The sequence below is a fragment of the Streptomyces sp. NRRL S-646 genome (genome assembly GCF_000720765.1).
Lineage (GTDB): Bacteria > Actinomycetota > Actinomycetes > Streptomycetales > Streptomycetaceae > Streptomyces.
Genome location: NZ_JODC01000009.1, coordinates 246,736 through 270,187 on the forward strand (window position 1 = coordinate 246,736; position 23,452 = coordinate 270,187).

Sequence of the window (23,452 nt, forward strand, 5' to 3'; positions counted from 1 at the left end):
ACGCTAGCGTCAATTCGGGCGCGCTGAACAGAGGGCCCCTGTCGTTCTTGCGATGATCGGGCGGTGACCACGACACATCAGCCCCCGTACCCCCCTCCGGAGCCGCCCCACGGGCACGGCTCCGGGGACGGCAGCGGCCGTGGTTCCGGGGCCGGGCACCACCACGGGCCGGGAGCCGGCGCCGGGCACGGTGACGAGTCCGGCGGCGGGCACGGGCCAGGGCACGGCCATGGCTCCGGCGGCGGGCACGGTCACTCGCACAGCCACGGTCCGGCGGCCCCCGTCTCCAAGCACCTGCGCAAGGTCATCGCCGCCATCCTCATCCCCTTCACCGCGGCCGTGCTGGTCGGCCTCGTGGTGTTGTGGCCCGGCGGCGCCCCGGCGCACAAGCGCTCCGGGGTGGGCTTCGACCGGCAGACCCAGCAGGCGACCGTCACCAAGGTCGTGAGCGTGAGCTGCAAGTCGGTGAACGCCTCGGGCGAGACCCCGACAGGGGACACCTCCACCGCCGAGGGGTCCTCCGCCCAGCAGCAGGCGAGCGGCACCTGCAAGAAGGCGACGATCCGCGTCGACACCGGCAAGGACAAGGGCCGTACTTTCACGGAGATCGTGCAGCCGGACCAGTCGCGGCAACTGCACGAGGGCGAGAAGGTCGTGGCCGCCTACGAGCCCTCCGCGCCGAAGGACCTGCAGTACTCGGTCGCCGATGTGAATCGCCGCTTCCCCATGGCGCTGCTGGCCGGCATCTTCGCGCTCGCCGTGGTGATCGTGGGCCGGATGCGTGGCCTGATGGCCCTGATCGCGCTGGCCGTCAGCTTCATGGTGCTGACCTTCTTCATCCTGCCCGCGATTCTGCAGGGCTCGAATCCGCTGCTCGTGGCGGTGATCGGGTCGAGCGCCATCATGCTGATCGCGCTCTACATGTGCCATGGGCTGTCGGCCCGTACGTCCGTGGCGGTGCTGGGCACGCTGCTCTCGCTCGTGCTGATCGGTCTGCTCGGCTCCGAGTTCATCGACTGGGCCGCACTGACCGGCAATACGGACGACAACACCGGTCTGATCCATGGCCTGTATCCGTCGATCGACATGAGCGGACTGCTGCTCGCGGGCGTCATCATCGGTTCGCTCGGTGTCCTCGACGACGTGACGGTCACCCAGACGTCGGCGGTCTGGGAGTTGCACGAGGCGAATCCGTCGATGGGCTGGCGGGGGCTGTACCGGGCGGGCATCCGCATCGGCCGCGACCACATCGCATCCGTCGTCAACACCCTCGTCCTCGCCTACGCGGGCGCCGCGCTGCCCTTGCTGCTGCTCTTCTCCATCGCGCAGAGCAGTGTGGGGACGGTCGCCAACAGCGAGCTGGTGGCGGAGGAGATCGTACGGACGCTGGTGGGCTCGATCGGTCTGGTCGCCTCGGTGCCGGTCACGACGCTGCTCGCGGCCCTGGTGGTCGCGGCCGACCGTCCCGGCCCGGAGCCGGCGGCGGGAACGGCGGGCGCAGCGCCCGCTGCGGCGCGTACGGGGCGGGGCCGACGGCGCAAGCGGTGAGGCGAGGGCCACTCCGGCACGAGTGAACCGACTCTTCGGGCAGTTCGGGGTCCAGCCGCCCCGCGCATGGAGAAGCGTTACTGCGCCCTCCGCATCCCACGCAGAAGCGTTCCGGCCGATCCGCGCTGTCCCGTCTCAGCCCGCGCTCTGCTCCTCCGCCAGGATGCGGTCCAGGGCCTCGTCGAGGTGGGCGTCGAAGTCGGCGAGAGAGCCCTCCTGACCGAGTGGCACCAGCTTGTCGGTGCGGTCGAGGAACGCGATGAGTGACGCCGTGGACGCACGGAACAGTGCCTGGTCGCGGCCGACCTGAAGCCGGATCAGGACCTCGGCCAGGGAGTCCGCTTCGGCGGGTGAGACGCGCACATCTCCTTCCCCGCACGGCCGACACACCCCGTCGATCAGCAGCTCACGACCGAACGCCCAGGTCACCGGCGCATCGCCGGGCAGGTGGAAGGTCAGCCTCACGGCATAGGGATCACAGCTCTCGTAGCGCAGCTCCACCGGGATGCGGAAGGAGAGCTCCTCGGACACGAGAAAGCTCATCATGACCTCTGCCTGTACGGACTCGCGCATCGCCTACCCCGTCATGTGAAGCCGACCGGCTGGGAGTGATCCCCTGACACTGGTGGAATCTTGCTGAACGTACACGACAGATCACAAGGAGTGAGTTTTCAGATACTGATAGAGATCGCGAGTGACCCCATCAGCCGTCCGATCTCGCTCTGCAGTTTCCGGGTCGCGGCCATCAGCCGGTCGGCCTGATGAGAGGGCAGAGAAATGGCCATCGTCGCGGCCGTCGTGCCCACAGTGATCGGAATCGCGGCGCAGACCGTCCCCAGCGCGTACTCCTGCCGCTCCGTCACCGGCTCCATCCGCCGTGTTCGCTCGAGCCGCCGCAGCAGGGTGTGGTTGTCACGCACGGTGTACGGCGTGATGGACTGCACGGGGTAACGGTCGAGGTGGTCGCGGCGGGCCGCATCGTCCAGCTGGGAGAGCAGGCACTGGCCGATCGCATGCGCGTGTGCGGTCTCGCGGAAGTCGGCCCACTCCTCGACGGCCGGATTGCCCGGAGTGTCGGAGACGCACAGGACCTCGATCTCGCCGTCGCGGTACACGGCGTAGTACACGGGCACGCCGATCGCGTCCCGCCAGCCGGCGAGTGCGTCGACGATCGTGCTGCGACGTTTCTGCTGGGCTCCGCTGCTGCTCAGTCGCACCGCCGCGTCGCCGAGGAAGAACAGGCCCTTGTCCCGGCGCAGATAGCCCTCGTGGACGAGGGTGCGCAGCAGGTGGTACGCCGTCGGGAGCGCCAGGCCGGTCTCGCGCGCCAGCTGTTTGGCGGGAGCTCCGTGCTCGTGCCCGGCGACGCATTCCAGCAGGCGCATCGCGCGCTGGACGGATCCGATGAGGGTCGCGGACTGCGGCTGCGCCGGAGCGGCTTCCGGGGACGGCTGCAGCGGTGGTGCCGTCGGGCGCGACGGTGCTGCTGGTGCCGTCACGCGTTCCTGCGTCGAGGGACCTGGCTGTTCGGGGGGCCTGATGCGGCGTCCCGGGGCCGGTGTGGGGGGTACGTGGGGGTCTGTGGACGCGGTGTCTACCGTGGCCAAGGGTCACTCCCGAAGCGCGAGGGGGCTGCCCGTGCTGTGGGGAACACGGGAGGGGGTGTACGCCGCTCGCGGGGTCGCCCCCGCGTCGAATTCCGGACTCTAATGGCCAGATGCCGCCTTGAGGCGTCCTGTCCGGAAAACTTCCCTCGCGCGAGGGAACCGGTGATTCCTGTTACCGATCACCGGTGTCCCAGGGCCCTCACCAGTCGCTGCGCGACGAGGAGCTCGACGTGAACTTCCGCACGACGTAGATCAGTCCGCCGACCAGTGCCACGAAGACCAGCAGCTTGAACAGCAGCCCGATGACGAAGCCGACGACGCTGGCTATCAGCCCGCCGAACACGACGAGCGCGATGACCGGCACCGCGATCCACTTCACCCACCACGGCAGTCCGCCGAAGATCTCTCCCATTGCGCTCGCCCTTACCTCTCCGCCCGCCTGCTGTGCAGGGGCCCATTGATGTCCTGCACTCGATGCTAGGGCCGGCAGGGGCGCCGACGGGGGCCTCGCACCCCTTGTCCTCCCCTGACTGATCCCCTAGGGAACCCCGAGACGGCGGGTCAGCTTTCCGGGGGAGAGAACACCACGAGCACCCGCAGGTCCTCGCTGATGTGGTGGAACTTGTGGGCGACACCGGCCGGCACGTACACCACGCTGCCGCGGGCGACCTCGGTGGTCTCCAGACCGACGGTGATGGCGGCGCGGCCGCTCACGACGAAGTAGACCTCGTCCTGGTTGTGTGGCTTCTGTGGATCATGTTCGCCGGCATTGAGCGCATAAAGACCGACGGACATGTGCCGCTCACGCAGAAACTGCAGGTAGGCACCCTCGTTGGCGGCACGTTCCGCCTCCAGTTCGTCCAGCCGGAATGCCTTCATCGCCCTTGTCGCCCTCGTCCCACTGCTCGTGACCGATCTCGTCTGCCACGATCAGACACATGAAGAATTTCGTAGTCAAGACGATCGCCAACGCGGGTGCCCTGGCGGTCGCCGTGTGGCTGCTCGACAAGATCACCCTGACCGGTGACAGCACGGGCAAGAAGACCGGCACCTTGATCATCGTCGCGCTGATCTTCGGCTTGGTGAACTTCCTCGTCAAGCCGATCGTGAAGCTGCTCACCTTCCCCCTGTTCATCCTGACGCTGGGTCTGATCACCCTCGTGGTCAACGCCCTGATGCTGCTGCTCACCTCGTGGCTGGCCGACAAGCTCGACCTGAGTTTCCACGTCGAGGGCTTCTGGACTGCGGTCCTGGGCGGCCTGATCATCTCCATCGTGTCCTGGGCGCTCCACGTCGTCCTGCCCGACAACGACTGAGCACGCGATGAGCTATCGCATCTGCTTCGTCTGCACCGGCAACATCTGCCGCTCCCCGATGGCGGAGGCCGTCTTCCGGGCCCGCATAGCGGAGGCGGGACTCGACGGCCTGGTCGAGGTCGACAGCGCCGGTACCGGCGGCTGGCACGAGGGCGACGGCGCCGACCCGCGCACCGTCTCCGTCCTGGAGGAGAGCGGCTACGACAGCAGCCACACGGCACGGCAGTTCCAGCCGTCGTGGTTCTCCCGCCTGGACCTCGTCATCGCCCTCGACACCGGCCATCTCAAGGCCCTGCGCCGCCTCGCCCGCACCCCACAGGAGGCGGCGAAGGTGCGGCTGCTTCGCTCCTACGACCCCGCGGCGGGCGACGACCTCGACGTACCGGACCCGTACTACGGGGGCATGGACGGCTTCGAGGAGTGCCTTGAGATGGTGGAGACGGCGAGCGAGGGGCTGCTCGCCGAGGTACGGGAGCAAGTGGAGGTAGAAGCGGTATGAGCGATTCCGGTACGGGCCCGTCGACGGGCAGTGGTGACGGCACCCGCGCGGTGCGGGCCGGGCTGCCCGAGCCGGCCAAGAACCAGCCGCACCTGCCCGGACCGGCGTTCGCCGCCCACTACCACCTGCCGGGTGACGTCGACGGCCCGTACACCTACGGCCGGGACCAGAACCCGACCTGGAGCCTGCTGGAGCGGGCCATCGGCGAGCTGGAGGCGCCGGGGCAGGAGGGCGTCGAAACCCTCACCTTCGCCTCCGGGATGGCCGCCATCTCGTCGGTGGTCTTCTCTCAACTGCGCGCAGGGGACACGGTCGTCCTCCCCAGCGACGGCTACCAGGTGCTGCCCATGGTGCGCGAGCAGCTGGAGGCGTACGGCATCGAGGTGCGCACCGCGCCGACCGGCGGCGACGCCCAGCTCGACGTCCTCGACGGCGCGAAGCTGCTGTGGATCGAGTCGCCCTCCAATCCCGGGCTCGACGTGTGCGACATCCCGCGGCTCGTCGAGGCGGCGCACGCGCGTGGCGCCCTCGTCGCCGTCGACAACACCCTCGCCACGCCGCTGGGGCAGCGTCCGCTGGAGCTCGGCGCGGACTTCGCCGTGGCCAGTGGCACCAAACAGCTCACCGGGCACGGGGACGTCCTGCTCGGCTACGTCGTCGGCCGCGATGCGAAGGCCATGGCCGCCGTACGCCGCTGGCGCAAGATCGTCGGCGCGATTCCGGGACCCATGGAGGCCTGGCTCGCGCACCGTTCGATCGCCACGCTCCAGTTGCGCGTCGACCGGCAGTGCGCGACGGCTCTCACCGTCGCCGAGGCGCTGCGGAAGCGGCCCGAGGTGACCGGCCTGCGCTACCCGGGCCTGCCCGACGACCCCTCGCACAAGATCGCCTCGCAGCAGATGCGCCGCTACGGATGCGTGGTGTCCTTCACGCTGCCCACACGCGCGCGTGCCGACCGTTTTCTCGATGCCCTGCGGCTCGTGGACGACGCGACGAGCTTCGGTGGGGTGCGGTCGACGGCTGAGCGGCGCGGGCGCTGGGGCGGGGACGCCGTGCCGGAGGGCTTCATTCGCTTCTCGGTCGGCGCCGAGGACCCCGAGGACCTGGTGGCGGATGTGCTCCGCGCGCTGGACGCGTCGGCGGAATGACGGCTTCAGCGACTGTCTTACGGTCGGCAGGTCGATGCCCGGCTACGCACAACGGACGGTCCGAGCCTCCCCCCTCGTGGCTCGGACCGTCCTCGGTTCCCCGCGCGAAGAACCGCGCGAACAAGGCTAGTTGACTCTGTGTCAGTGTCCAATCACAGTAGCGACAGAGACCTATCGACTTATTTATAGTTGGGCCCTGCCTGGAAGGCCGGGAGAAGGGCAGGGGAACTGGGGAGGACAAACCATGGATCTGGCCTTGCTGCGCACCTTCGTGACCGTGCACCGGGCCGGCTCCTTCACCCGCGCCGCCGCCCTGCTCGGCCTGTCGCAGCCGGCCGTGACCTCGCAGATCCGCACGCTGGAGCGGCAGCTGGGCCGCCCCCTGTTCCTGCGGCAGGCCCGCGGAGTGACCCCGACCACCATCGGGGACGAACTCGCACACAAGGCCGCTCCGCATCTCGACGCCCTGGTGGAGATCGCCGAGACCGGCCTCGACGACGAGTCCTCCTTACGGACCCTGCATCTCGCCGGTCCTCCTGAATTCATCGCGGAACGGGCACTGCCCGCCCTCACGGAGCTGACCGGTGAGGACGGCCAGGGCTTCGCACTGCGCGCTTCCTTCGGGAATGCCGAGGAAACCCTGGAAGGACTCGCCGCCGGACATCACGATCTGGCCATCTGTACGGCCCGCCCACGCGGTGCCCTGCTCACGGCGACTCCACTCTGCGACGAAGAGCACGTCCTTGTCGCAAGCCCGGACCGGGCCGAGCAGATAGGCCCTGGGAAGCCGCGCCGCAAGGGAGCTCCCGCCCTGGATGACGTCCCCGTGATCGAGGTGCACGAGTCGCTGCCCTTCGTCTCCCGCTACTGGGCCTCCGTCTTCGACTCCCGCCCTGCGGCACCGGGCACCGTCATCGTTCCCGACCTGCGCGCGGTCCTGGCCTGTGCCGTCGCGGGCGCGGGGCTCGCGGTGCTGCCCCGCTATCTGTGCGGAGACGCCCTGGAGCGCGGTGACATCGTCGCCCTCCACGAACCCGCGGTACCTCCGCTGCGCACGTACTTCCTGGTGGTCCGCACCGGCACCCTCGCGATGCCGCACATCGCCCGGGCTCACGAATGGCTGCTGAGGGCGGCCGCGGACTGGTGCTGACCAGCACTTTCCCGGCGGTCACGGGGAGAGCTCGGCCGGTGACATCCCGCGATGTTTCACGTGGAACCAACCGGGCCACATTTCTCCCATGACCGTCCGACCCGTGGTCAAGCGCACCGCACGTGCCGTTCTGCTGGACGGCGACAACCTGATCCTGATCAAGCGCACCAAGCCCGGTGTCGATCCCTACTGGGTCACTCCCGGTGGCGGCGTCGAGCCCGGGGACACGACCGTCGTCGACGCCCTGCACCGAGAGGTGTACGAGGAGCTCGGCGCCAAGATCACCGACGTCGTGCCCTGCTTCGTGGACACCGTGGAGCACATCGGCGAGGACGCCGGCGCAACCGGCGTGAAGGTGCAGCACTTCTTCGTCTGCCGACTGGAGTCGATGGACACGTCCCTGCGGCACGGCCCCGAGGTGGACGAACCTGCCGGCGAATACGAGATCGTGCGGGTGCCGTTCACTCGAGTCGGGATCGCCTCCGTGCATCTCGTACCGCTGTCCCTGCGGCACTACCTGGACGGGAACATCGAGGGCGTACGCGCCATGCACGCCCCGGACCTGGGCTGACACCCGGCACCGGATCAGTCTCCGGTGGCGACGAGCTCCTCCACCGAGTCGTGCCGTATTCGCTCCGACGGGATGCCGATGTTCCTCAGCGCGTCCACACCGCTGCGGATCATTCCGGGCGGGCCCGAGAGATAGGCGTCGAACTCGTTCCACGGCCCGTACTCGCGTATGGCGTCCGGGAGCTGGAGATGGGCCTGCTGGTCGATGACCGCGCGGACCGAGAGCCACGGGTGGGACTGCTGGAGTCTGAGCATCGTGTCGATGTCGTAGAGGTCGTGGTCCGTGCGGGCGCCGTAGAACACCTCGACCGTCCGTCGTTCGCCGTGTTCGGCGACGTCCTCCACCAGTGCCTTGATCGGTGCTATGCCGGTGCCGCCGCCCAGGCACAGCAGTCCGCTGTCGGTGGTGTGGTCGACGGTCATCGAACCGGTCGGCGGGCCGAGGCGGATGATGTCGCCGGGGCGGGCGCGGTGCACCAGCGCGTTGGAGACCCAGCCCGCGGGGACGGCCTTCACATGGAACGTCAGCAGACCGTCGGAGCGGGGTGCCGAGGCGAAGGAGTAGTGCCGCCAGATCCGTGGCCACCACGGCGTCTCCAGGCTCGTGTACTGCCCGGCGAGGAACGGATAGGGCTGGTCGGGGCGGACCGTGACGACCGCTACGTCCGGGGTCCTGAGGTCGTGCGCGACGATCTCGGCGTACCACCAGGCCGGGGCCCGCAGTTCGTCCGCGGCCGCTGCGTCGATCATGACCTGCGAGATGGTCGTGTACGCCCGCACCCAGGCCGCCTCCATCTCGGCGTCCCAGACACCCGAGGCGTACTTGCTCAGCGCGCCGATGAGGCACTCGCCGACGGCCGGGTAGTGCTCGGCCCTGGTGCCGTACTTGCGGTGACCACGGCCGAGGTTCTGCAGATACGCGACGAGGACCTCGGTGTTGTCGATGTGCTCGGCCGCAGTGAGCAGCGCCTTGAGCAGCCGGTCGCGCTGGGTGTCCATCGCGGCCGGGAACAGCGACCGCAGATCGGGGTGTCGGACGAAAAGCAGCGCGTAGAAGTACGAGGTGACCTTGTCGGCGATCGGCGCCACCTCGGCCATGGTCCGACGGATGAGGAGGGCATCCGGTGACGCGCTCTCGGTCCGGGCCTGAGCGAGGGGCTCCTGCGGCTGCGCTGCAGGCGCGGTGGAGCGCTGCGTGGGCACGCGCAGGTCGGCGAGGAGTGCCTCGGAGGAAGAACGCTCTGCCAACGGGGGCTGTGCCGCTGAAGGCTGTGGGTCAGCAGCCGGAGCGGGTTCGGCGGGTGGCGCCGGCTGCGGAACGTCGTTCGCCGGCTGGTCCTTGTCCGTGTCCGCCGCGGTCCTGCCCATCGGGCGCATCGCGGCGAGGCGGCTGCCTTCGGCCGCCTCACGCTCGCTCTCCGGAGTCGACGCCGGCTGCGTGCGCGGCGTGAACCAGCCGCCGCTCCCGCCGCCGGAAGTGCCGTTGTCGGCCGACGCGGTGGTCGGAGCGTCCATGGTGTGCCTCGCCTCGAACATCTTTCGGTCGGTCTGCGCACTTCCTCGGTCGGAAGATGCCTTTTCCCCCGCAGACGGCTTGCTTTCCCCGTTTCATGCCGCGGCCGATGCGGCCACATTCAACCCGGATTCACGTTCTGTACGGACAAGTAAGGCGAGAGTGTGACATTGACCGCAGTGCTCTCACCGCAGCATCCCACCCTGCATGGACACTCCGACCGCATTACCGCAAATGCGGGTCTTCGATCTCTCCGTCCCGATACGCTGCATCGCCCTGCCCTCGGTCCGCACAGGATGTGTACACCTCGCCCCGCAGCGAACCGGAGTCGACCATACCGGCCAACGCTCCGATCACAAGTCCCCCCTTCCTCCACCACGAATGGGAGACCGGGCGAACCATCAATTCCTTCAATTACCGGGCGTGACGCACCAATTCATAGGCTTCCCACAGATCCCCGCCCATGTACGAGTGTGTCGCAAGACCGGACAGATGACGGTCCGCATTGACCGCCACCGAGATCGGCACGGCAGCGAACAGATCCGTGTCCGACAGCGAGTCGCCATAGGCAATGCAGTCCTCCCGGGTCACGCCGAACTCCCCGCACAGCCGGTCGGCGATCTCGACCTTGGCCGCAGCAGTGAGAACTCCGGACGGATCGACTGGCTCGGTGAACGGCACGGCGGGAAAACGGGACCCGAACGCCGCGTGCGCGCCCCACCCGATGAGCCGCTCCACGAAGAAGGAGGGCGAGAGCGATACGACGGCACAGTAATCGCCCGCCTGCCGGATCTCCTCCCAGACCTCACGGATGCGCTCCAGCCACGGAGCACCTTCGAAGGCGGCCGACACATGCACCTCGGTGAGTTCCGTCCAGAGCTCGTAGACCTGTGCCGCATACTCCGGCGGCCCTATGAGCCCCGCCGAGATCGCCTGATCGAGCGCTACCGTCTCAGCTTCCAGCCCCAGCTGCCGCGAAATCTCCACGGGCGCCGACGTGCCCTGCAGCAGCGTGCCGTCGAGGTCGAAGAGATGAAGTCTTGCCATGGGACCCGAGGCTAACGGGACCCGTGGCGGACTCCTCGGGTGAAGCCACTTGATGCTCGGTGTTCGCCCGTGTTTCACGTGAAACACCCAACTGACCTCGGCGCCCTGTGCACTTGCCCACGACATGGCCAAAAGCTCCTGCTTCTCACCGGAAAGCGGTGGACGTCGAGGGCAGCCGTCGGACAGCCTGACCTGCGTGCCGACTCCTTCTCTGCCCCCTCTTGCCGTCCGCCGTCTGACGCTTCGCGATCTCAGCGCCTGCGCCGACCTGTCCGAAGACCGGGGGTGGCCACGCGAGGAACACAAGTGGGGCCTGCTCCTCACAGCCGGGAAGGGATACGGCATCGACGACCCTGACGGCGGCCTCGTCAGCGCCTGCGTCGTCACCGAGTACGGGCCCCAGGACCATCCCGCTCTCGCGGCCATCGGCATGGTGCTGGTCGCCGAACGGCATGCCCGCCGAGGCATCGGCCGCCACCTGATGCGGCACATCGTCTCTGCCATGGGCACCACCCCACTGACGCTGCACGCGACCCCGAACGGTCGTCCGCTGTACGAGGAACTCGGCTTCAAGGTCACTGGCCGTGCCGAGATGATGCGCGGGCATTTCACGCCCGGCGGGCCGGAGCCCGAGGTGGTCACACGTGCAGCCACCGCCGAGGATCTCCCTGCCATCCTCCGGCTCGACGAGGAGGTGTTCGGCGCCGACCGCACACCCGTCATCACGCGGCTTCCCGCCTTCGCCGACCGACTGCGCGTCGCCGAGGAGGACGGCCGGCTCATCGGGTACGCGGCCGCCTGGCCCAACATGGAGACCCACGTCGTGGGCCCGCTGGTCGCCAGGGACACGGAGACGGCAAAGGCGCTCATCGCCTCTCTCGCCGCCCACACCGACCGCCCCCTGCGCACCGACATCGACGTACGGCACGAGGAACTGCTGGCCTGGGCGAAGGCGCGGGGGCTCGCGTCCGTCGCTTTCAACGCGGTCATGACGTACGGGATCCCGGAACTGCCCGGCGACTGGACCAGACGCTTCGCTCCCCTGACGGTGGCTGCGGGCTGAGCCCTGCCCCTGAGAGCAGCGGTGCGTAAGGTGCGGGGCATGGGAGATCTTGCAATACGGCCCGCCACGGCGGACGACGTGGCCGCGATCGTCGCGATGCTCGCCGACGACCCTTTGGGCGCCCAGCGTGAGTCACCGGACGACCTGACCCCGTACCTGACGGCGCTGGAACGGCTTGCGTCCGATCCAAACCAGCACCTTGTCGTCGCCGTTCGTGAGGGCCGCGTCGTCGGCACACTTCAACTGACGGTCATCCCCGGTCTGTCGCGACGCGGCACCGTCAGGTCGATCATCGAAGGAGTGCGCATCCACGCCGACGAGCGCGGCAGCGGCCTGGGCACACAGCTCATCGACTGGGCGATCGACGAATCCCGGCGACAGGGCTGCCAGTTGGTCCAGCTGACCTCCGACAACACCCGCACCGACGCCCACCGCTTCTACGAGCGGCTCGGCTTCACGGCCTCACACGTGGGCTTCAAGCTCCAACTGTGAGGCCGTGACATGAAAGGTCATGTTTCACGTGAAACAGCGCCGCTGCAGATTTCACGTGAAACAGCACGCCTGCTGAGCGCCTGCGTCTAGCCGATCCCCCGCCACCCGTCCGGGTCCACCCCACCGGGCACGGAAGCCTCCTCGTCGTACGGCTGACGCGTGAACACGAACGATCCGAGGTCCAGATGGCTCAGGGTCCCGTCCGGCCGCCGTACGGCCCTCAGGGGCTCTCCGGCGTAGTAGCCCTCCAGCCCGGTCCAGGTACCGTCGCCGTTCGCCCTGAAGCGCGAACGGCGGCCACTTCCCGACAGCGGCTCCAGCGAGACATCCCCGGCTGCCGTCAGCCGCAGGGCGAAGGCATGCGTTCCCCAGTACCAGGGTCCTGCCAACTCCAGCACCGATGCGTCGACTTCTGGCGCCGGCCGCCACGGTTCCGGAATGCGGGGCTCGGCTTCGGCGACGATCCGCACGAGATCGGCTCCGACGGTGGACAGCAGAGGGCCGGACGTACAGTTGGCCAGCACCACGGCAGCGACGTCGTCCTCGACGCTGAGGGTGAGGTTGGCCAGAAACCCCGGCAGGGACCCGGAGTGCCCCACGAGCAGCCGCCCGTCCCGGTGCTGGATCTGCAGCCCGAGCCCGTAGGTGACTCCGTCCACGACATCCGCCGCTTCGGCCGGCGCAGCAGGCGTCCGCATCTCTCTGACGGTCTCGGCGCTCAGTACCCGGTCGTCGCCCCTGGCCAGGAACGCAGCGAAGCGCGCCAAGTCACCGGTGGTGGACCAGAGTTGACCCGCGGGCGCCATCCGTCCCAGGTCCTCGGTGGGTTCGGGCAGCATGACATCGGCCCAGGGGTGCACGGCCCATCCACCCGCATGGGGTGCCTGAGGGTGACCACTCGTACGGTCGAGGCCCAGGGGTTCGAGCACTTCACGCCGAAGTACCTCTTCCCACGGTGCTCCACGCAGCTTCTCGACCAGCGCCCCCAGCAGGGTGTAGCCGGGGTTGGAGTAGTGGAAGCGGCGGCCGACCGGATGCAGGAGAGGCTGCTCCCCCAGGACGTCGGAGAGTTCGGGGCGCAGGGATCCCGGGGTGCGCTCCCACCACGGGGCGGGCGACTCCGCCGCCAACCCGCTCGTATGGGCGAGGAGGTCGGCGATGGTGGCCTCCCCCGCACCCGTTCCCGGCAGATGCTTCTCCAGCGGGTCACCTGGATCGAGCAGGCCTTCATCGCGCAACCGAAGCACCAGAACTGCGGTGAAGGTCTTGGTGATCGAACCGATGCGGTACTGCACGGTCTCGTCCGGACCATGCCCGTCCACCGAGGTCCGCGCGCCGTGCCACACGGGCCGCCCGCCCCTCACGACCGTCGCGACCAGCGATGGCGCACGTCCTTCGGCCTGCGCCACTGCGATCCGGTGCAGCAGTGCCCGACGCGTACCGGGGAGCAGCTCTTCCTGAGGTGTAGTCATAGCCCCAGTCCATCCCGCGGGACACTCGGCCGTCGAGTTCATTTGTCCGGGACGGGGATCCGTCGGATCAGGTCTGCGCCATGTCCACGAACCGCGAGTAGTGGCCCTGGAAGGCGACCGTGATCGTCGCCGTCGGGCCGTTACGGTGCTTGGCCACGATCAGGTCGGCCTCGCCCGCACGCGGCGACTCCTTCTCGTAGGCGTCCTCGCGGTGCAGCAGGATGACCATGTCGGCGTCCTGCTCGATGGAGCCGGACTCACGAAGGTCGGAGACCATCGGCTTCTTGTCCGTGCGCTGCTCGGGGCCACGGTTCAGCTGGGACAGCGCGATGACCGGAATCTCCAGCTCCTTGGCGAGGAGCTTGAGGTTACGGGACATGTCCGAGACCTCCTGCTGGCGGTTCTCGGCACGCTTGGAGCCACCGGACTGCATCAGCTGGAGGTAGTCGATGACGACCAGTCTGATGTCATTGCGCTGTTTGAGACGGCGGCACTTGGCGCGGATCTCCATCATCGACAGGTTTGGAGAGTCGTCGATGAACAGCGGCGCGGCCGAGACATCCGGCATCCGGCGGGCCAGCCGCGTCCAGTCCTCGTCGGTCATCGTGCCGGAGCGCATGTGGTGCAGGGCAACACGGGCCTCGGCGGACAACAGACGCATCGCGATCTCGTTGCGCCCCATTTCCAGGGAGAAGATGACGCTCGGAAGGTTGTGCTTGATCGACGCGGCCCGGGCGAAGTCCAGCGCGAGCGTGGACTTGCCCATCGCGGGACGGGCGGCAATGACGATCATCTGGCCGGGGTGCAGACCGTTGGTGAGCGAGTCGAAATCGGTGAAGCCCGTGGGCACACCGGTCATCTCACCGCTGCGGGAGCCGATCGCCTCGATCTCGTCGAGCGCGCCCTCCATGATGTCGCCGAGCGGCAGGTAGTCCTCGCTGGTGCGTTGCTCGGTGACCGCATAGATCTCGGCCTGGGCGCGGTTGACGATCTCGTCGACGTCGTCGTCGGCCGCGTATCCCATCTGGGTGATGCGGGTGCCCGCCTCGACCAGACGGCGCAGGACCGCGCGTTCGTGGACGATCTCCGCGTAGTACTCGGCGTTGGCCGCAGTCGGCACGGTCTGCACAAGGGTGTGCAGATACGATGCGCCACCGACCTTGTTGATCTCGCCGCGCTTGGTGAGTTCGGCGGCGATCGTGATGGGGTCGGCCGGCTCGCCCTTGGCGTAGATGTCGAGGATCGCCTGGAAGATCGTCTCGTGTGCGGGCTTGTAGAAGTCGTGGCCCTTGAGAATCTCGACGACGTCGGCGATGGCGTCCTTCGACAGGAGCATGCCGCCGAGGACGGACTGCTCGGCATCGAGATCCTGGGGCGGCACTCGCTCGAAGGACGTACCTCCGCCATCCCATTCGCCGCTGTCCCGGCCACGGTCGTGCTGCTCGTCACGGCCCCGGCTCCCGTCGCCGCGTCGACGGGAGGCAGGCAGACGATCGCTTGGACCGCTGTCGGCCCACGGATCGTCCAAGGGCTCGGAAATACTCACCGAGCCACCTCCTCCCGTCCGCCGCCGAGCGGACCTAGCCATGCCTTCTGTTCTACGGCACGGCACTGACAAATGAGAGGCCCAACTCCGGTTGATGCACGTCGGTTTTGGGCTGGTTTCCCTGCCGACGAACGGAGCGGGCGCCGGACCACGGTAGGCCTGCGGGCACCGTCAGCCAATCTGGTTATCCACAGGCCATGTGGACGACGGCCCGGATGCTGTGGAGAACTCCGCAAAACCTGTGCACGACACGGTGGACAGCCCTGTGAACAAGCCTGGCCCTCTTCCACTTCGACCCTCTTGACCTGCACTTTTCCCATCCACCGGCTGTGCAGAAGAAAAACTTCCCCAGTCGGGCCAAGATCGCTTCGAACGGCGCACGAAAGACCGCCCGACGAGACTGCAAGTAAGGGTCGTAAAAGCTTTGCATCTCTTACCTGTGGACGATTAGATTGATGCTCATGACACAGGCTCCCGCGACCCCCAGGGTCACCCGGCGACAGCACGATCGCGAGATCGTCGCGCTGGCCGTCCCGGCCTTCGGCGCACTCGTCGCCGAACCCCTCTTCGTCATGGCCGACAGCGCGATCGTCGGCCATCTCGGTACGGCACAGCTCGCCGGCCTGGGTATCGCCTCGGCCCTTCTCACGACAGCAGTCAGCATCTTCGTCTTCCTCGCCTACGCCACCACGGCGGCCGTCGCCCGACGGGTCGGCGCCGGCGACCTCCAGGCCGCCATCCGCCAAGGCATGGACGGCATCTGGCTGGCGCTTCTGCTCGGCGCCGCCGTCATCGCCGCCGTGCTGCCCACGGCGCCGGCCCTGGTGGAACTCTTCGGCGCCTCGGACAGGGCGGCCCCCTACGCGACCACCTATCTGCGCATCTCGGCTCTCGGCATCCCGGCCATGCTCGTCGTACTCGCCGCGACCGGTGTGCTGCGCGGCCTGCAGGACACCAAGACACCACTCCGTGTCGCCATCGCCGGCTTTGTCGCCAACGGCGCCCTCAACGCGGGCCTCGTCTACGGCGCCGACCTCGGCATCGCCGGTTCCGCCTGGGGCACCGTCATCGCGCAGTGCGGCATGGCAGCCGTCTACCTCACCGTGGTCGTCCGCGGAGCCCGCAGACACGGCGCCTCGCTGCGTCCCGACGCAGCCGGGATACGGACCTCTGCACAAGCCGGCGTTCCCCTCCTGGTCCGCACACTCTCACTGCGGGCGATCCTGATGATCGCTACAGCCGTCGCCGCCCGGCTCGGCGACGCCGACATCGCTGCACACCAGATCATCCTGTCGCTGTGGAGCCTGCTCGCCTTCGCCCTCGACGCCATCGCCATCGCCGGTCAGGCCATCATCGGACGCTATCTCGGCGCCGAGGACACCCAAGGTGCCCGCGATGCCTGCCGCCGCATGGTGCAGTGGGGAATCGCCGTAGGTGTCGTCCTCGGTGTCCTGGTAGTGGCCGCCCGGCCGCTGTTCCTGCCGCTGTTCACCAGCGACCCCGTGGTGAAGGACGCCGCGCTCCCCGCCCTGCTGGTGGTGGCTCTCTCCCAGCCGATCTGCGGCGTGGTCTTTGTCCTGGACGGCGTCCTGATGGGAGCCGGTGACGGCCCCTATCTGGCCTGGGCCATGGTGCTCACCCTTGCTGTCTTCGCCCCGCTGGCGTTGCTGGTCCCAGCACTCGGCGGCGGCCTCACCGCGCTGTGGGCGGCGATGACGCTGATGATGGCGGTGCGGATGCTGACCCTGTGGCTGCGGAGCCGTTCGGGCCGCTGGATCGTCACGGGCGCCACCCGCTGATGTGTTTCACGTGAAACCGGCGTTTCACGTGAAACATGCGCGGTCCCGCACGGAACCGGGGCACGAAGAAGGGGCCGCACCCTGCAGGGGTGCCGCCCCTTCCCTCAGCTGTTCAAGCCGAGCGCGGCGATCAGGCCGCGACGACCTCGATGTTGACCTTGGCGGCAACCTCGGGGTGCAGACGCACCGACGTCTCGTGAGCGCCCAGCGTCTTGATCGGCGCGCCCAGCTCGATGCGGCGCTTGTCGACCTCGGGGCCACCGGAGGCCTTGATCGCCGAGGCGATGTCAGCCGGGGTGACGGAACCGAAGAGACGACCGGCGTCGCCGGAGCGGACGGCCAGACGGACCTTGACGCCCTCGAGCTGGGCCTTCACCTGGTTGGCCTGCTCGATGGTCTGGATCTCGTGGATCTTGCGAGCACGACGGATCTGCTCGACGTCCTTCTCGCCACCCTTGGTCCAACGGATAGCGAACTTCCGCGGGATCAGGTAGTTGCGAGCGTAACCGTCCTTGACGTCGACGACGTCGCCCGCGGCACCGAGGCCGGAGACCTCGTGGGTGAGGATGATCTTCATGTTTCGGTCACCCTTCCCTTATCGCGCGGTGGAGGTGTAGGGCAGCAGCGCCATCTCACGGCTGTTCTTGACGGCCGTGGCGACGTCACGCTGGTGCTGCGTGCAGTTGCCGGTCACGCGGCGGGCACGGATCTTGCCGCGGTCGGAAATGAACTTCCGCAGCATGTTCGTGTCCTTGTAGTCCACGTACGTGACCTTGTCCTTGCAGAAAGCGCAGACCTTCTTCTTAGGCTTGCGCACAGGCGGCTTCGCCATGGTGTTTCTCCTGTGTGATCAAGAAGTTTGGGTACGACCCGCCCTCCGGCCCAAAGGCCTAGAAGGGGGGTTCGTCCGAGTAGCCGCCGCCACCGCCGCCGCCGGAGTTTCCACCCCAGCCGCCGCCACCGCCGCCCTGGTTGCCACCGGCAGGAGCGCCGGTCGCCCACGGGTCGTCGGCAGGAGCACCGGCGCCCTGCTGGCCGCCACCGGAGCTTCCACCCCAGCCGCCGCCACCTTGGCCGCCACCGCCGCCGTAACCGCCCTGACCCTGCCCACCGCGGCCGGCGGTCTTGGTGACCTTGGCCGTGGCGTTGCGCAGGCTGGCGCCGACTTCTTCGACGTCCAGTTCGTAGACCGTGCGCTTGACGCCCTCACGGTCCTCGTAGGACCGCTGCTTCAGCCGGCCCTGCACGATGACGCGCATGCCTCGCTGGAGCGACTCCGCGACGTTCTCCGCCGCCTGACGCCAGACCGAGCAGGTCAGGAACAGGCTCTCGCCGTCCTTCCACTCGTTCGTCTGACGGTCGAAGGTGCGGGGGGTGGACGCGACACGGAACTTCGCGACCGCCGCACCGGAGGGGGTGAAGCGCAGCTCGGGGTCATCGACAAGATTGCCGACGACCGTGATGACGGTCTCGCCTGCCATGGGGGAACCTCTCGGCGGGTTTGCTGCTGGCTGCTAGTGCTGCTACTCGAAATCCCGAGTTCAGCTGAGCGGGAGAGCTCAGTGGGTCTCGGGGCGGAGGACCTTGGTCCGGAGGACCGACTCGTTCAGGTTCATCTGGCGGTCGAGCTCCTTGACGACCGCAGGCTCGGCCTGCAGGTCGATGACCGAGTAGATGCCCTCGGGCTTCTTCTTGATCTCGTACGAGAGACGACGACGGCCCCAGGTGTCGACCTTCTCGACCTTGCCGTTGCCCTCACGGACGACGGAGAGGAAGTTCTCGATCAGGGGGGCGACAGCGCGCTCCTCCAGATCGGGGTCGAGGATGACCATCACCTCGTAGTGACGCATGTGGAACCCACCTCCTTTGGACTCAGCGGCCACGGTCGTTCCGTGGCAGGAGGGTCGTGATGCGTACGCAACGGTATCGGCCGCCACTGACAATCGGGGGTCGGCGAGCGACATCCCCGGCCTTGCCTGGACGGTTCCCTGGCTCTGCCTGGGCAGACACCGGTGCAGACGCTACAGACTACCTGCACACCCGCTTCCGGTTGAAATCCGGCCGCGAGGACCGTCAATCTGTACACATCGGGTGTGCATGGCGCTACGATGCGCCGTCTTCCGCAGGAGGTGCCCCATGGCACAGGCATTGCGACCCAACACCGTCGGAGGCCTTTTCGCCACGGACGGAAAGCCCCACCCCATCCCGGACGCGCTGCTCGCGGTGACCCTGGTTGTCGGAGTGACGGCGTTCGTGACGGGCTTCTTCCACAACCTGCACCTGCTCAGCTCCTGGGCCGGTCTGGTGGGGATCGTCACCGGCGCGTACGGCCAGTGGATCTCGGAGACGACCCGCGAGCGCTTCGGACTCATCCTGGGTCTCGGGGCCTCGGCAGTCGGCTTCTTCCTCGGCATGGCGCACGGCGGCCTCTTCGGTGGGGTCATCGGCTGAAGCCACGGACACCGGCTCTCCAACCTCGGACAAAGCACCACTGAACGCCTCGGCGACCAACAAGCCGGGGTGCGGGTTCCGTACGCCCAGTCGGGGCGCTCGCAAGGCGCAGTAGGCTTCGGCGCGAGAGCCGGAGCCCCTGTACCCATGGGGACACACCAGCCCGAGGAGCGCCCCGAATGAGCCTGACCCTGAGGACGATCAGCCGCGAGCAGCATCTGGCGTACATCCAGAGCCTGCCCTCGGCGAGCCACATGCAGGTTCCGGCCTGGGCCGATGTCAAGGCGGAGTGGCGCTCCGAGAGCCTCGGCTGGTTCGACGAGCGCACCGGCGAGATGGTCGGCGCGGGCCTCGTCCTCTACCGTCAACTGCCCAAGATCAAGCGCTACTTGGCCTATCTGCCCGAAGGCCCGGTCATCAACTGGTTCGCGCCGAATCTGACCGAGTGGCTGGAACCGATGCTCGCGCACCTCAAGCAGCAGGGTGCCTTCTCCGTGAAGATGGGTCCGCCGGTGATCATCCGGCGCTGGGAGGCGACCTCCATCAAGGCGGGCATCCAGAACCCGGACGTGAAGCGGCTGCGTGACATCGAGGCCGACTTCATCGAGCCGCGCGCCTTCGAGGTCGCCGACAAGCTGCGCCGTATGGGCTGGCAGCAGGGCGAGGACGGCGGGGCCGGCTTCGGCGACGTACAGCCCCGCTACGTCTATCAGGTGCCGCTGGCGAACCGCTCCCTGGAAGAGGTCCACAAGAACTTCAACCAGCTGTGGCGCCGCAACATCAAGAAGGCCGAGAAGGCCGGCGTCGAGGTCGTCCAAGGCGGCTACCAGGACCTTGAGGAATGGCAGAGGCTGTACGAGATCACGGCTGTGCGTGACCATTTCCGGCCGCGCCCGCTGTCGTACTTCCAGCGCATGTGGACGGCTCTCAACACCGAGGACCCCAACCGCATGCGGCTGTACTTCGCCCGGCACAACGGCGTGAATCTGTCGGCGGCGACGATGCTGATCGTCGGCGGGCACGTCTGGTACTCCTACGGCGCCTCCGACAACATCGGCCGTGAGGTCCGGCCCTCGAACGCGATGCAGTGGCGGATGCTGCGCGACGCATACGCACTCGGCGCGACCGTCTACGACCTGCGCGGCATCTCCGACTCCCTGGACGAGACCGACCACCTCTTCGGCCTGATCCAGTTCAAGGTGGGCACGGGCGGCCAGGCTGCCGAGTACCTCGGTGAGTGGGACTTCCCGCTCAACAAGCTGCTCCACAAGGCGCTCGACATCTACATGTCGCGCCGCTGAGCCCCGGCGGCCCCGGCCGTTCGCTTCGACAAGTCCGACTGCTTCGTTCGCTTCCATACCTCTGATACACCGCAGCCACGTGAAAGGTTCCAGGTCCGGCCATGGCGCTCACGCTCTACGTCGACACCGCGCGCTGGCGGGCGCACCACAAGCACGTGCAGGAGCAGTTCCCGGGGCTCGTCCCGGTCTGCAAGGGCAACGGCTACGGCTTCGGGCACGAGCGGCTGGCGGAGGAGGCCACGCGGTTGGGCTCGGACGTCCTCGCCGTCGGCACGACGTACGAGGCCGCACGCATCAAGGACTTCTTCGGCGGTGACCTGCTGGTGCTGACGCCGTACCGGCGCGGCGAGGAGCCCGTGCCGCTGCCCGACCGGGTCATCCGCTCGGTGTCGTCGGTGGACGGCGTTTACGGCCTCGTGGGGGCCCGTGTGGTCATCGAGGTGATGTCCTCGATGAAGCGGCACGGCATCAGCGCGCAGGACCTGCCGCAGCTGCACGCCGCCATTGAGAACGTCCGCCTCGAGGGCTTCGCCATCCACCTGCCGCTGGACCGCACGGACGGCTCGGACGCCGTCGAGGAGGTCATCGGCTGGATGGACCACCTGCGTGCCGCCCGCCTGCCCCTGCACACGATGTTTGTCAGCCATCTCAAGGCCGACGAACTCCACCGGCTGCAGCAGCAGTTCCCGCAGACCCGCTTCCGTGCCCGCATCGGCACCCGGCTGTGGCTGGGGGACCACGAGGCCACCGAGTACCGTGGCGCGGTCCTGGACGTCACGCGGGTCGCCAAGGGGGACCGTTTCGGCTACCGCCAGCAGAAGGCCGCCTCCGACGGCTTCCTGGTGGTCGTGGCGGGCGGCACGTCGCACGGGGTGGGTCTGGAGGCCCCGAAGGCACTGCACGGCGTCATGCCGCGCGCCAAGGGCGTTGCCCGGGCCGGCCTCGCCACGGTGAACCGGAACCTTTCTCCGTTCGTCTGGGGCGGCAAGCAGCGCTGGTTCGCGGAGCCGCCGCACATGCAGGTCTCCATCCTGTTCGTGCCGGCTGACGCACCGGAACCGAAGGTCGGCGAGGAACTGGTGGCCCATCTGCGGCACACCACCACGCAGTTCGACCGCATCGTCGACCGCTGAGCGACGCATCGGCCAACCGAAAGGCCGTACACGGGAGCTCCGTGTACGGCCTTTTCACACGTCGGTGCGGGGCTGGCTCCGCGCGTCGCCCACCGTCACCGATACCTGTTCGCTCAGAGCGAACCGTCCGTGGAAGATGCTGTTCCGCGGCCGCCCCACTCCACCTGCGGCCCGTCGAAGTGGGCCGCGTGCCGCGGCGGATGGGCCGCAGCGCCAAGGGCGAAGGCGTCCTCCGCCCAGTCGAGCACACCCCCTGACGGGTCGTCGTCACCGGCCCGCCGGACGGGGTCCCGCTCCGGCATGAGGATGTCGCGCACGATGACGCCGCACAGGTAGAGCGTCCCCACCAGGTGCACGCCGATGGCCCAGTGGTAGCCGTCCTGAGGCAGTCCCTTGTGAGCGTCCCCGCTGGTCGTGTACGCGAGGTACAGCCAGATGCCGAGGAAGTACACGACCTCGCACGCCTGCCAGATCAGGAAGTCCCGCCACTTCGGCCGGGCCAGCACAGCGAGAGGGACCAGCCACAGGACGTACTGCGGGGAGTAGACCTTGTTGGTGAGGATGAACGCCGCGACGATCAGAAAGACGAGCTGGGCGAAGCGCGGGCGACGCGGAGCGGTCATGGTGAGCACGGCAAGACCCACAAAACACAGCACCACCAGGGCCAGAGCCAGATTGTTGACGGTGTCGGTGCTGAGCGGGTCGGTCGAGTTCTGAGCCATGATCAGCCAGAACGACCCGAAGTCCACACCTCGGTCATGGCTGAACTTGTAGAACTGCGACCAGCCGTCCCAGGCGAAGAGCATCACCGGCAGGTTCACGGCGAACCAGGCGACAACTGTTCCTGCCACGGCCTTGCCGAAGTCCCGCCACTTTCCCGCACGCCAGCACAGCAGGAGCAGCGGACCCAGCAGGAACACGGGATAGAGCTTGGCCGCCGTGGCAAGCCCCAGGAGGACGCCGAACGCGAGTGAGCGGCTCCGGGACCACATCAGCATCGCCGCGGCCGTCAGAGCGACCGCGAGCAGGTCCCAGTTGATGGTGGCGGTCAGCGCGAAAGCGGGCGCCAGAGCGACCAGCAGACCGTCCCAGGGACGCCGGGCGTGCGTACGGGCCACGCAGACCGCGATGACGGCCGCGCACACCATCAGCATCCCGGCGTTGACCATCCAGTACCACTGCTCCTGGTCCTGGATACTGCCGCTGCCCGGCGTGAGCCAGGAGGCGACCTCCATGAAGACCCCGGTCAGCACGGGGTACTCGAGGTACGGCATGTCGCCGGACAGCTTGTCGAAGTACGGCACAAGCCCGTCGGCGAAACCGCGCCCCTGATAGAGATGCGGAATGTCCGAGTAGCACGCCTTCGTGTACTGCGAGCTGGCGCCGAAGAACCAGGCGCCGTTGTAGCACGGCGCCTTCTGGATCAGTCCGAGGGCGAACATGCCGATCGCCACAAGCGCGACGACCCGCACCGGCGTCCACCAGGACGTCCCGAGCAGGGCGCGGCGCCCGAGGGGGCCGCCGATCAGCTCGCTGCCGGACGCGGCGACCTCGTCCTCCTTGGTCGGCCGCACCGGGTCCTGCTCGTGCACGCTCGCTTGCGTCGATTCTGCGCTGGGCATGGGGCACATCCTGCCGTACATGCCTGGGAATACGCCCAGGACCGCCATACCCGGCCGGTGCGAGGGCCGACGTTTCACGTGAAACACCCGAGGCGGGAGACGAGCGGCGCCCTACACCCATGAATGCGTAAAAGTGATCGAATCCGTGCGGAGCACCGTGTTAGCGTCCGGGTGA

General features: G+C 68.1%; 25 protein-coding genes. 12 read left to right on the forward strand and 13 right to left on the reverse strand.

Annotated features, from left to right (window positions below; all coding sequences use genetic code 11):
* The first annotated feature begins 63 nt into the window (after nt 1–63).
* A complete protein-coding gene (locus IH68_RS0124495; protein WP_030938809.1) occupies nt 64–1,548 on the forward strand; it encodes a YibE/F family protein in 1,485 nt (494 codons plus the stop codon).
* Nucleotides 1,549–1,683: 135 nt separating this feature from the next.
* Here IH68_RS0124495 and IH68_RS0124500 read toward each other — a convergent pair whose 3' ends face one another.
* The 4 genes from IH68_RS0124500 to IH68_RS0124515 form a co-directional block, all read right to left on the reverse strand.
* Nucleotides 1,684–2,121: an SsgA family sporulation/cell division regulator gene (locus IH68_RS0124500; protein ID WP_030938811.1), complete on the reverse strand. Its 438-nt coding sequence runs from the start codon at nt 2,119–2,121 to the stop codon at nt 1,684–1,686.
* 98 nt (nt 2,122–2,219) lie between these two features.
* Nucleotides 2,220–3,047 (reverse strand): helix-turn-helix domain-containing protein, encoded by an 828-nt coding sequence (locus tag IH68_RS0124505; protein ID WP_051833704.1) that lies wholly within the window; start codon nt 3,045–3,047, stop codon nt 2,220–2,222.
* A gap of 307 nt (nt 3,048–3,354) precedes the next feature.
* The gene (locus tag IH68_RS0124510) at nt 3,355–3,567 is read right to left on the reverse strand and encodes a DUF5326 family protein (RefSeq protein WP_030938815.1); all 213 of its coding nucleotides are present in this window, start codon (nt 3,565–3,567) and stop codon (nt 3,355–3,357) included.
* A 149-nt stretch (nt 3,568–3,716) separates the two neighbouring features.
* Nucleotides 3,717–4,034 carry a cupin domain-containing protein gene (locus IH68_RS0124515; protein ID WP_030938816.1) on the reverse strand — a complete coding sequence of 106 codons (318 nt, stop codon included), beginning with the start codon at nt 4,032–4,034 and terminating at the stop codon, nt 3,717–3,719.
* Between the two features lie 59 nt (nt 4,035–4,093).
* On the opposite strand from IH68_RS0124515, the gene IH68_RS0124520 reads away from it, so the two are divergent.
* From IH68_RS0124520 to IH68_RS0124540, 5 genes are all read left to right on the forward strand, one after another.
* Nucleotides 4,094–4,471 carry a phage holin family protein gene (locus tag IH68_RS0124520; protein ID WP_030938819.1) on the forward strand — a complete coding sequence of 126 codons (378 nt, stop codon included), beginning with the start codon at nt 4,094–4,096 and terminating at the stop codon, nt 4,469–4,471.
* Between the two features lie 7 nt (nt 4,472–4,478).
* Entirely contained in the window at nt 4,479–4,970 is a 492-nt protein-coding gene (locus IH68_RS0124525; protein WP_030938821.1) for a low molecular weight protein-tyrosine-phosphatase, read from the forward strand.
* On the forward strand, nt 4,967–6,118 hold the full coding sequence (locus tag IH68_RS0124530; protein WP_030938824.1) for a cystathionine gamma-lyase: 1,152 nt from the start codon (nt 4,967–4,969) through the stop codon (nt 6,116–6,118). Before IH68_RS0124525 ends, IH68_RS0124530 begins: the two co-directional genes overlap by 4 nt.
* Before the next feature lie 244 nt (nt 6,119–6,362).
* Nucleotides 6,363–7,268 (forward strand): LysR family transcriptional regulator, encoded by a 906-nt coding sequence (locus IH68_RS0124535; protein ID WP_030938827.1) that lies wholly within the window; start codon nt 6,363–6,365, stop codon nt 7,266–7,268.
* 88 nt (nt 7,269–7,356) lie between these two features.
* A complete protein-coding gene (locus IH68_RS0124540; protein WP_030938830.1) occupies nt 7,357–7,839 on the forward strand; it encodes an NUDIX domain-containing protein in 483 nt (160 codons plus the stop codon).
* 14 nt (nt 7,840–7,853) lie between these two features.
* Here the strand turns inward: IH68_RS0124540 and IH68_RS0124545 are convergent, their stop codons facing one another.
* Complete coding sequence (locus IH68_RS0124545) at nt 7,854–9,353, reverse strand: globin domain-containing protein (RefSeq protein ID WP_234341547.1); 1,500 nt, start codon at nt 9,351–9,353, stop codon at nt 7,854–7,856.
* Nucleotides 9,354–9,765: 412 nt separating this feature from the next.
* A complete protein-coding gene (locus tag IH68_RS0124550) occupies nt 9,766–10,398 on the reverse strand; it encodes an HAD family hydrolase (RefSeq protein WP_030938835.1) in 633 nt (210 codons plus the stop codon).
* Nucleotides 10,399–10,594: 196 nt separating this feature from the next.
* Here IH68_RS0124550 and IH68_RS0124555 point away from each other — a divergent pair, with 196 nt between their 5' ends.
* Nucleotides 10,595–11,461 (forward strand): GNAT family N-acetyltransferase, encoded by an 867-nt coding sequence (locus tag IH68_RS0124555; protein WP_030938838.1) that lies wholly within the window; start codon nt 10,595–10,597, stop codon nt 11,459–11,461.
* Between the two features lie 39 nt (nt 11,462–11,500).
* Nucleotides 11,501–11,953, forward strand: a complete 453-nt coding sequence (locus tag IH68_RS0124560; RefSeq protein WP_030938840.1) for a GNAT family N-acetyltransferase — start codon at nt 11,501–11,503, stop codon at nt 11,951–11,953.
* Between the two features lie 86 nt (nt 11,954–12,039).
* Here the strand turns inward: IH68_RS0124560 and IH68_RS0124565 are convergent, their stop codons facing one another.
* Together IH68_RS0124565 and dnaB are read right to left on the reverse strand one after the other, a co-directional pair.
* A complete protein-coding gene (locus tag IH68_RS0124565) occupies nt 12,040–13,425 on the reverse strand; it encodes a serine hydrolase domain-containing protein (RefSeq protein ID WP_030938843.1) in 1,386 nt (461 codons plus the stop codon).
* A gap of 67 nt (nt 13,426–13,492) precedes the next feature.
* Nucleotides 13,493–14,971 (reverse strand): replicative DNA helicase, encoded by a 1,479-nt coding sequence (dnaB, locus tag IH68_RS0124570; RefSeq protein WP_030938848.1) that lies wholly within the window; start codon nt 14,969–14,971, stop codon nt 13,493–13,495.
* Nucleotides 14,972–15,426: 455 nt separating this feature from the next.
* Here dnaB and IH68_RS0124575 point away from each other — a divergent pair, with 455 nt between their 5' ends.
* The gene (locus tag IH68_RS0124575; protein WP_030938851.1) at nt 15,427–16,770 is read left to right on the forward strand and encodes an MATE family efflux transporter; all 1,344 of its coding nucleotides are present in this window, start codon (nt 15,427–15,429) and stop codon (nt 16,768–16,770) included.
* Between the two features lie 130 nt (nt 16,771–16,900).
* Here IH68_RS0124575 and rplI read toward each other — a convergent pair whose 3' ends face one another.
* The 4 genes from rplI to rpsF form a co-directional block, all read right to left on the reverse strand.
* Nucleotides 16,901–17,347 (reverse strand): 50S ribosomal protein L9, encoded by a 447-nt coding sequence (gene rplI, locus IH68_RS0124580; RefSeq protein WP_030938854.1) that lies wholly within the window; start codon nt 17,345–17,347, stop codon nt 16,901–16,903.
* An 18-nt stretch (nt 17,348–17,365) separates the two neighbouring features.
* A complete protein-coding gene (gene rpsR, locus IH68_RS0124585; RefSeq protein WP_003949403.1) occupies nt 17,366–17,602 on the reverse strand; it encodes a 30S ribosomal protein S18 in 237 nt (78 codons plus the stop codon).
* A 58-nt stretch (nt 17,603–17,660) separates the two neighbouring features.
* Nucleotides 17,661–18,251, reverse strand: coding sequence for a single-stranded DNA-binding protein (locus IH68_RS0124590; protein ID WP_030938857.1), 591 nt, complete (start codon nt 18,249–18,251; stop codon nt 17,661–17,663).
* Between the two features lie 78 nt (nt 18,252–18,329).
* Nucleotides 18,330–18,620: a 30S ribosomal protein S6 gene (rpsF, locus tag IH68_RS0124595; RefSeq protein WP_005482942.1), complete on the reverse strand. Its 291-nt coding sequence runs from the start codon at nt 18,618–18,620 to the stop codon at nt 18,330–18,332.
* Between the two features lie 286 nt (nt 18,621–18,906).
* On the opposite strand from rpsF, the gene IH68_RS0124600 reads away from it, so the two are divergent.
* The 3 genes from IH68_RS0124600 to IH68_RS0124610 all read left to right on the forward strand — a co-directional run bounded on the left by IH68_RS0124600 (nt 18,907) and on the right by IH68_RS0124610 (nt 21,655).
* Complete coding sequence (locus tag IH68_RS0124600; RefSeq protein ID WP_030938862.1) at nt 18,907–19,221, forward strand: hypothetical protein; 315 nt, start codon at nt 18,907–18,909, stop codon at nt 19,219–19,221.
* Between the two features lie 179 nt (nt 19,222–19,400).
* Nucleotides 19,401–20,522, forward strand: a complete 1,122-nt coding sequence (gene femX, locus IH68_RS0124605; RefSeq protein ID WP_030938865.1) for a peptidoglycan bridge formation glycyltransferase FemX — start codon at nt 19,401–19,403, stop codon at nt 20,520–20,522.
* A 101-nt stretch (nt 20,523–20,623) separates the two neighbouring features.
* On the forward strand, nt 20,624–21,655 hold the full coding sequence (locus IH68_RS0124610) for an alanine racemase (RefSeq protein WP_030938869.1): 1,032 nt from the start codon (nt 20,624–20,626) through the stop codon (nt 21,653–21,655).
* A gap of 113 nt (nt 21,656–21,768) precedes the next feature.
* On the opposite strand, the gene IH68_RS0124615 is transcribed toward IH68_RS0124610, so the two are convergent.
* Complete coding sequence (locus IH68_RS0124615) at nt 21,769–23,277, reverse strand: glycosyltransferase family 87 protein (protein WP_030938872.1); 1,509 nt, start codon at nt 23,275–23,277, stop codon at nt 21,769–21,771.
* Between the last annotated feature and the right edge of the window lie 175 nt (nt 23,278–23,452).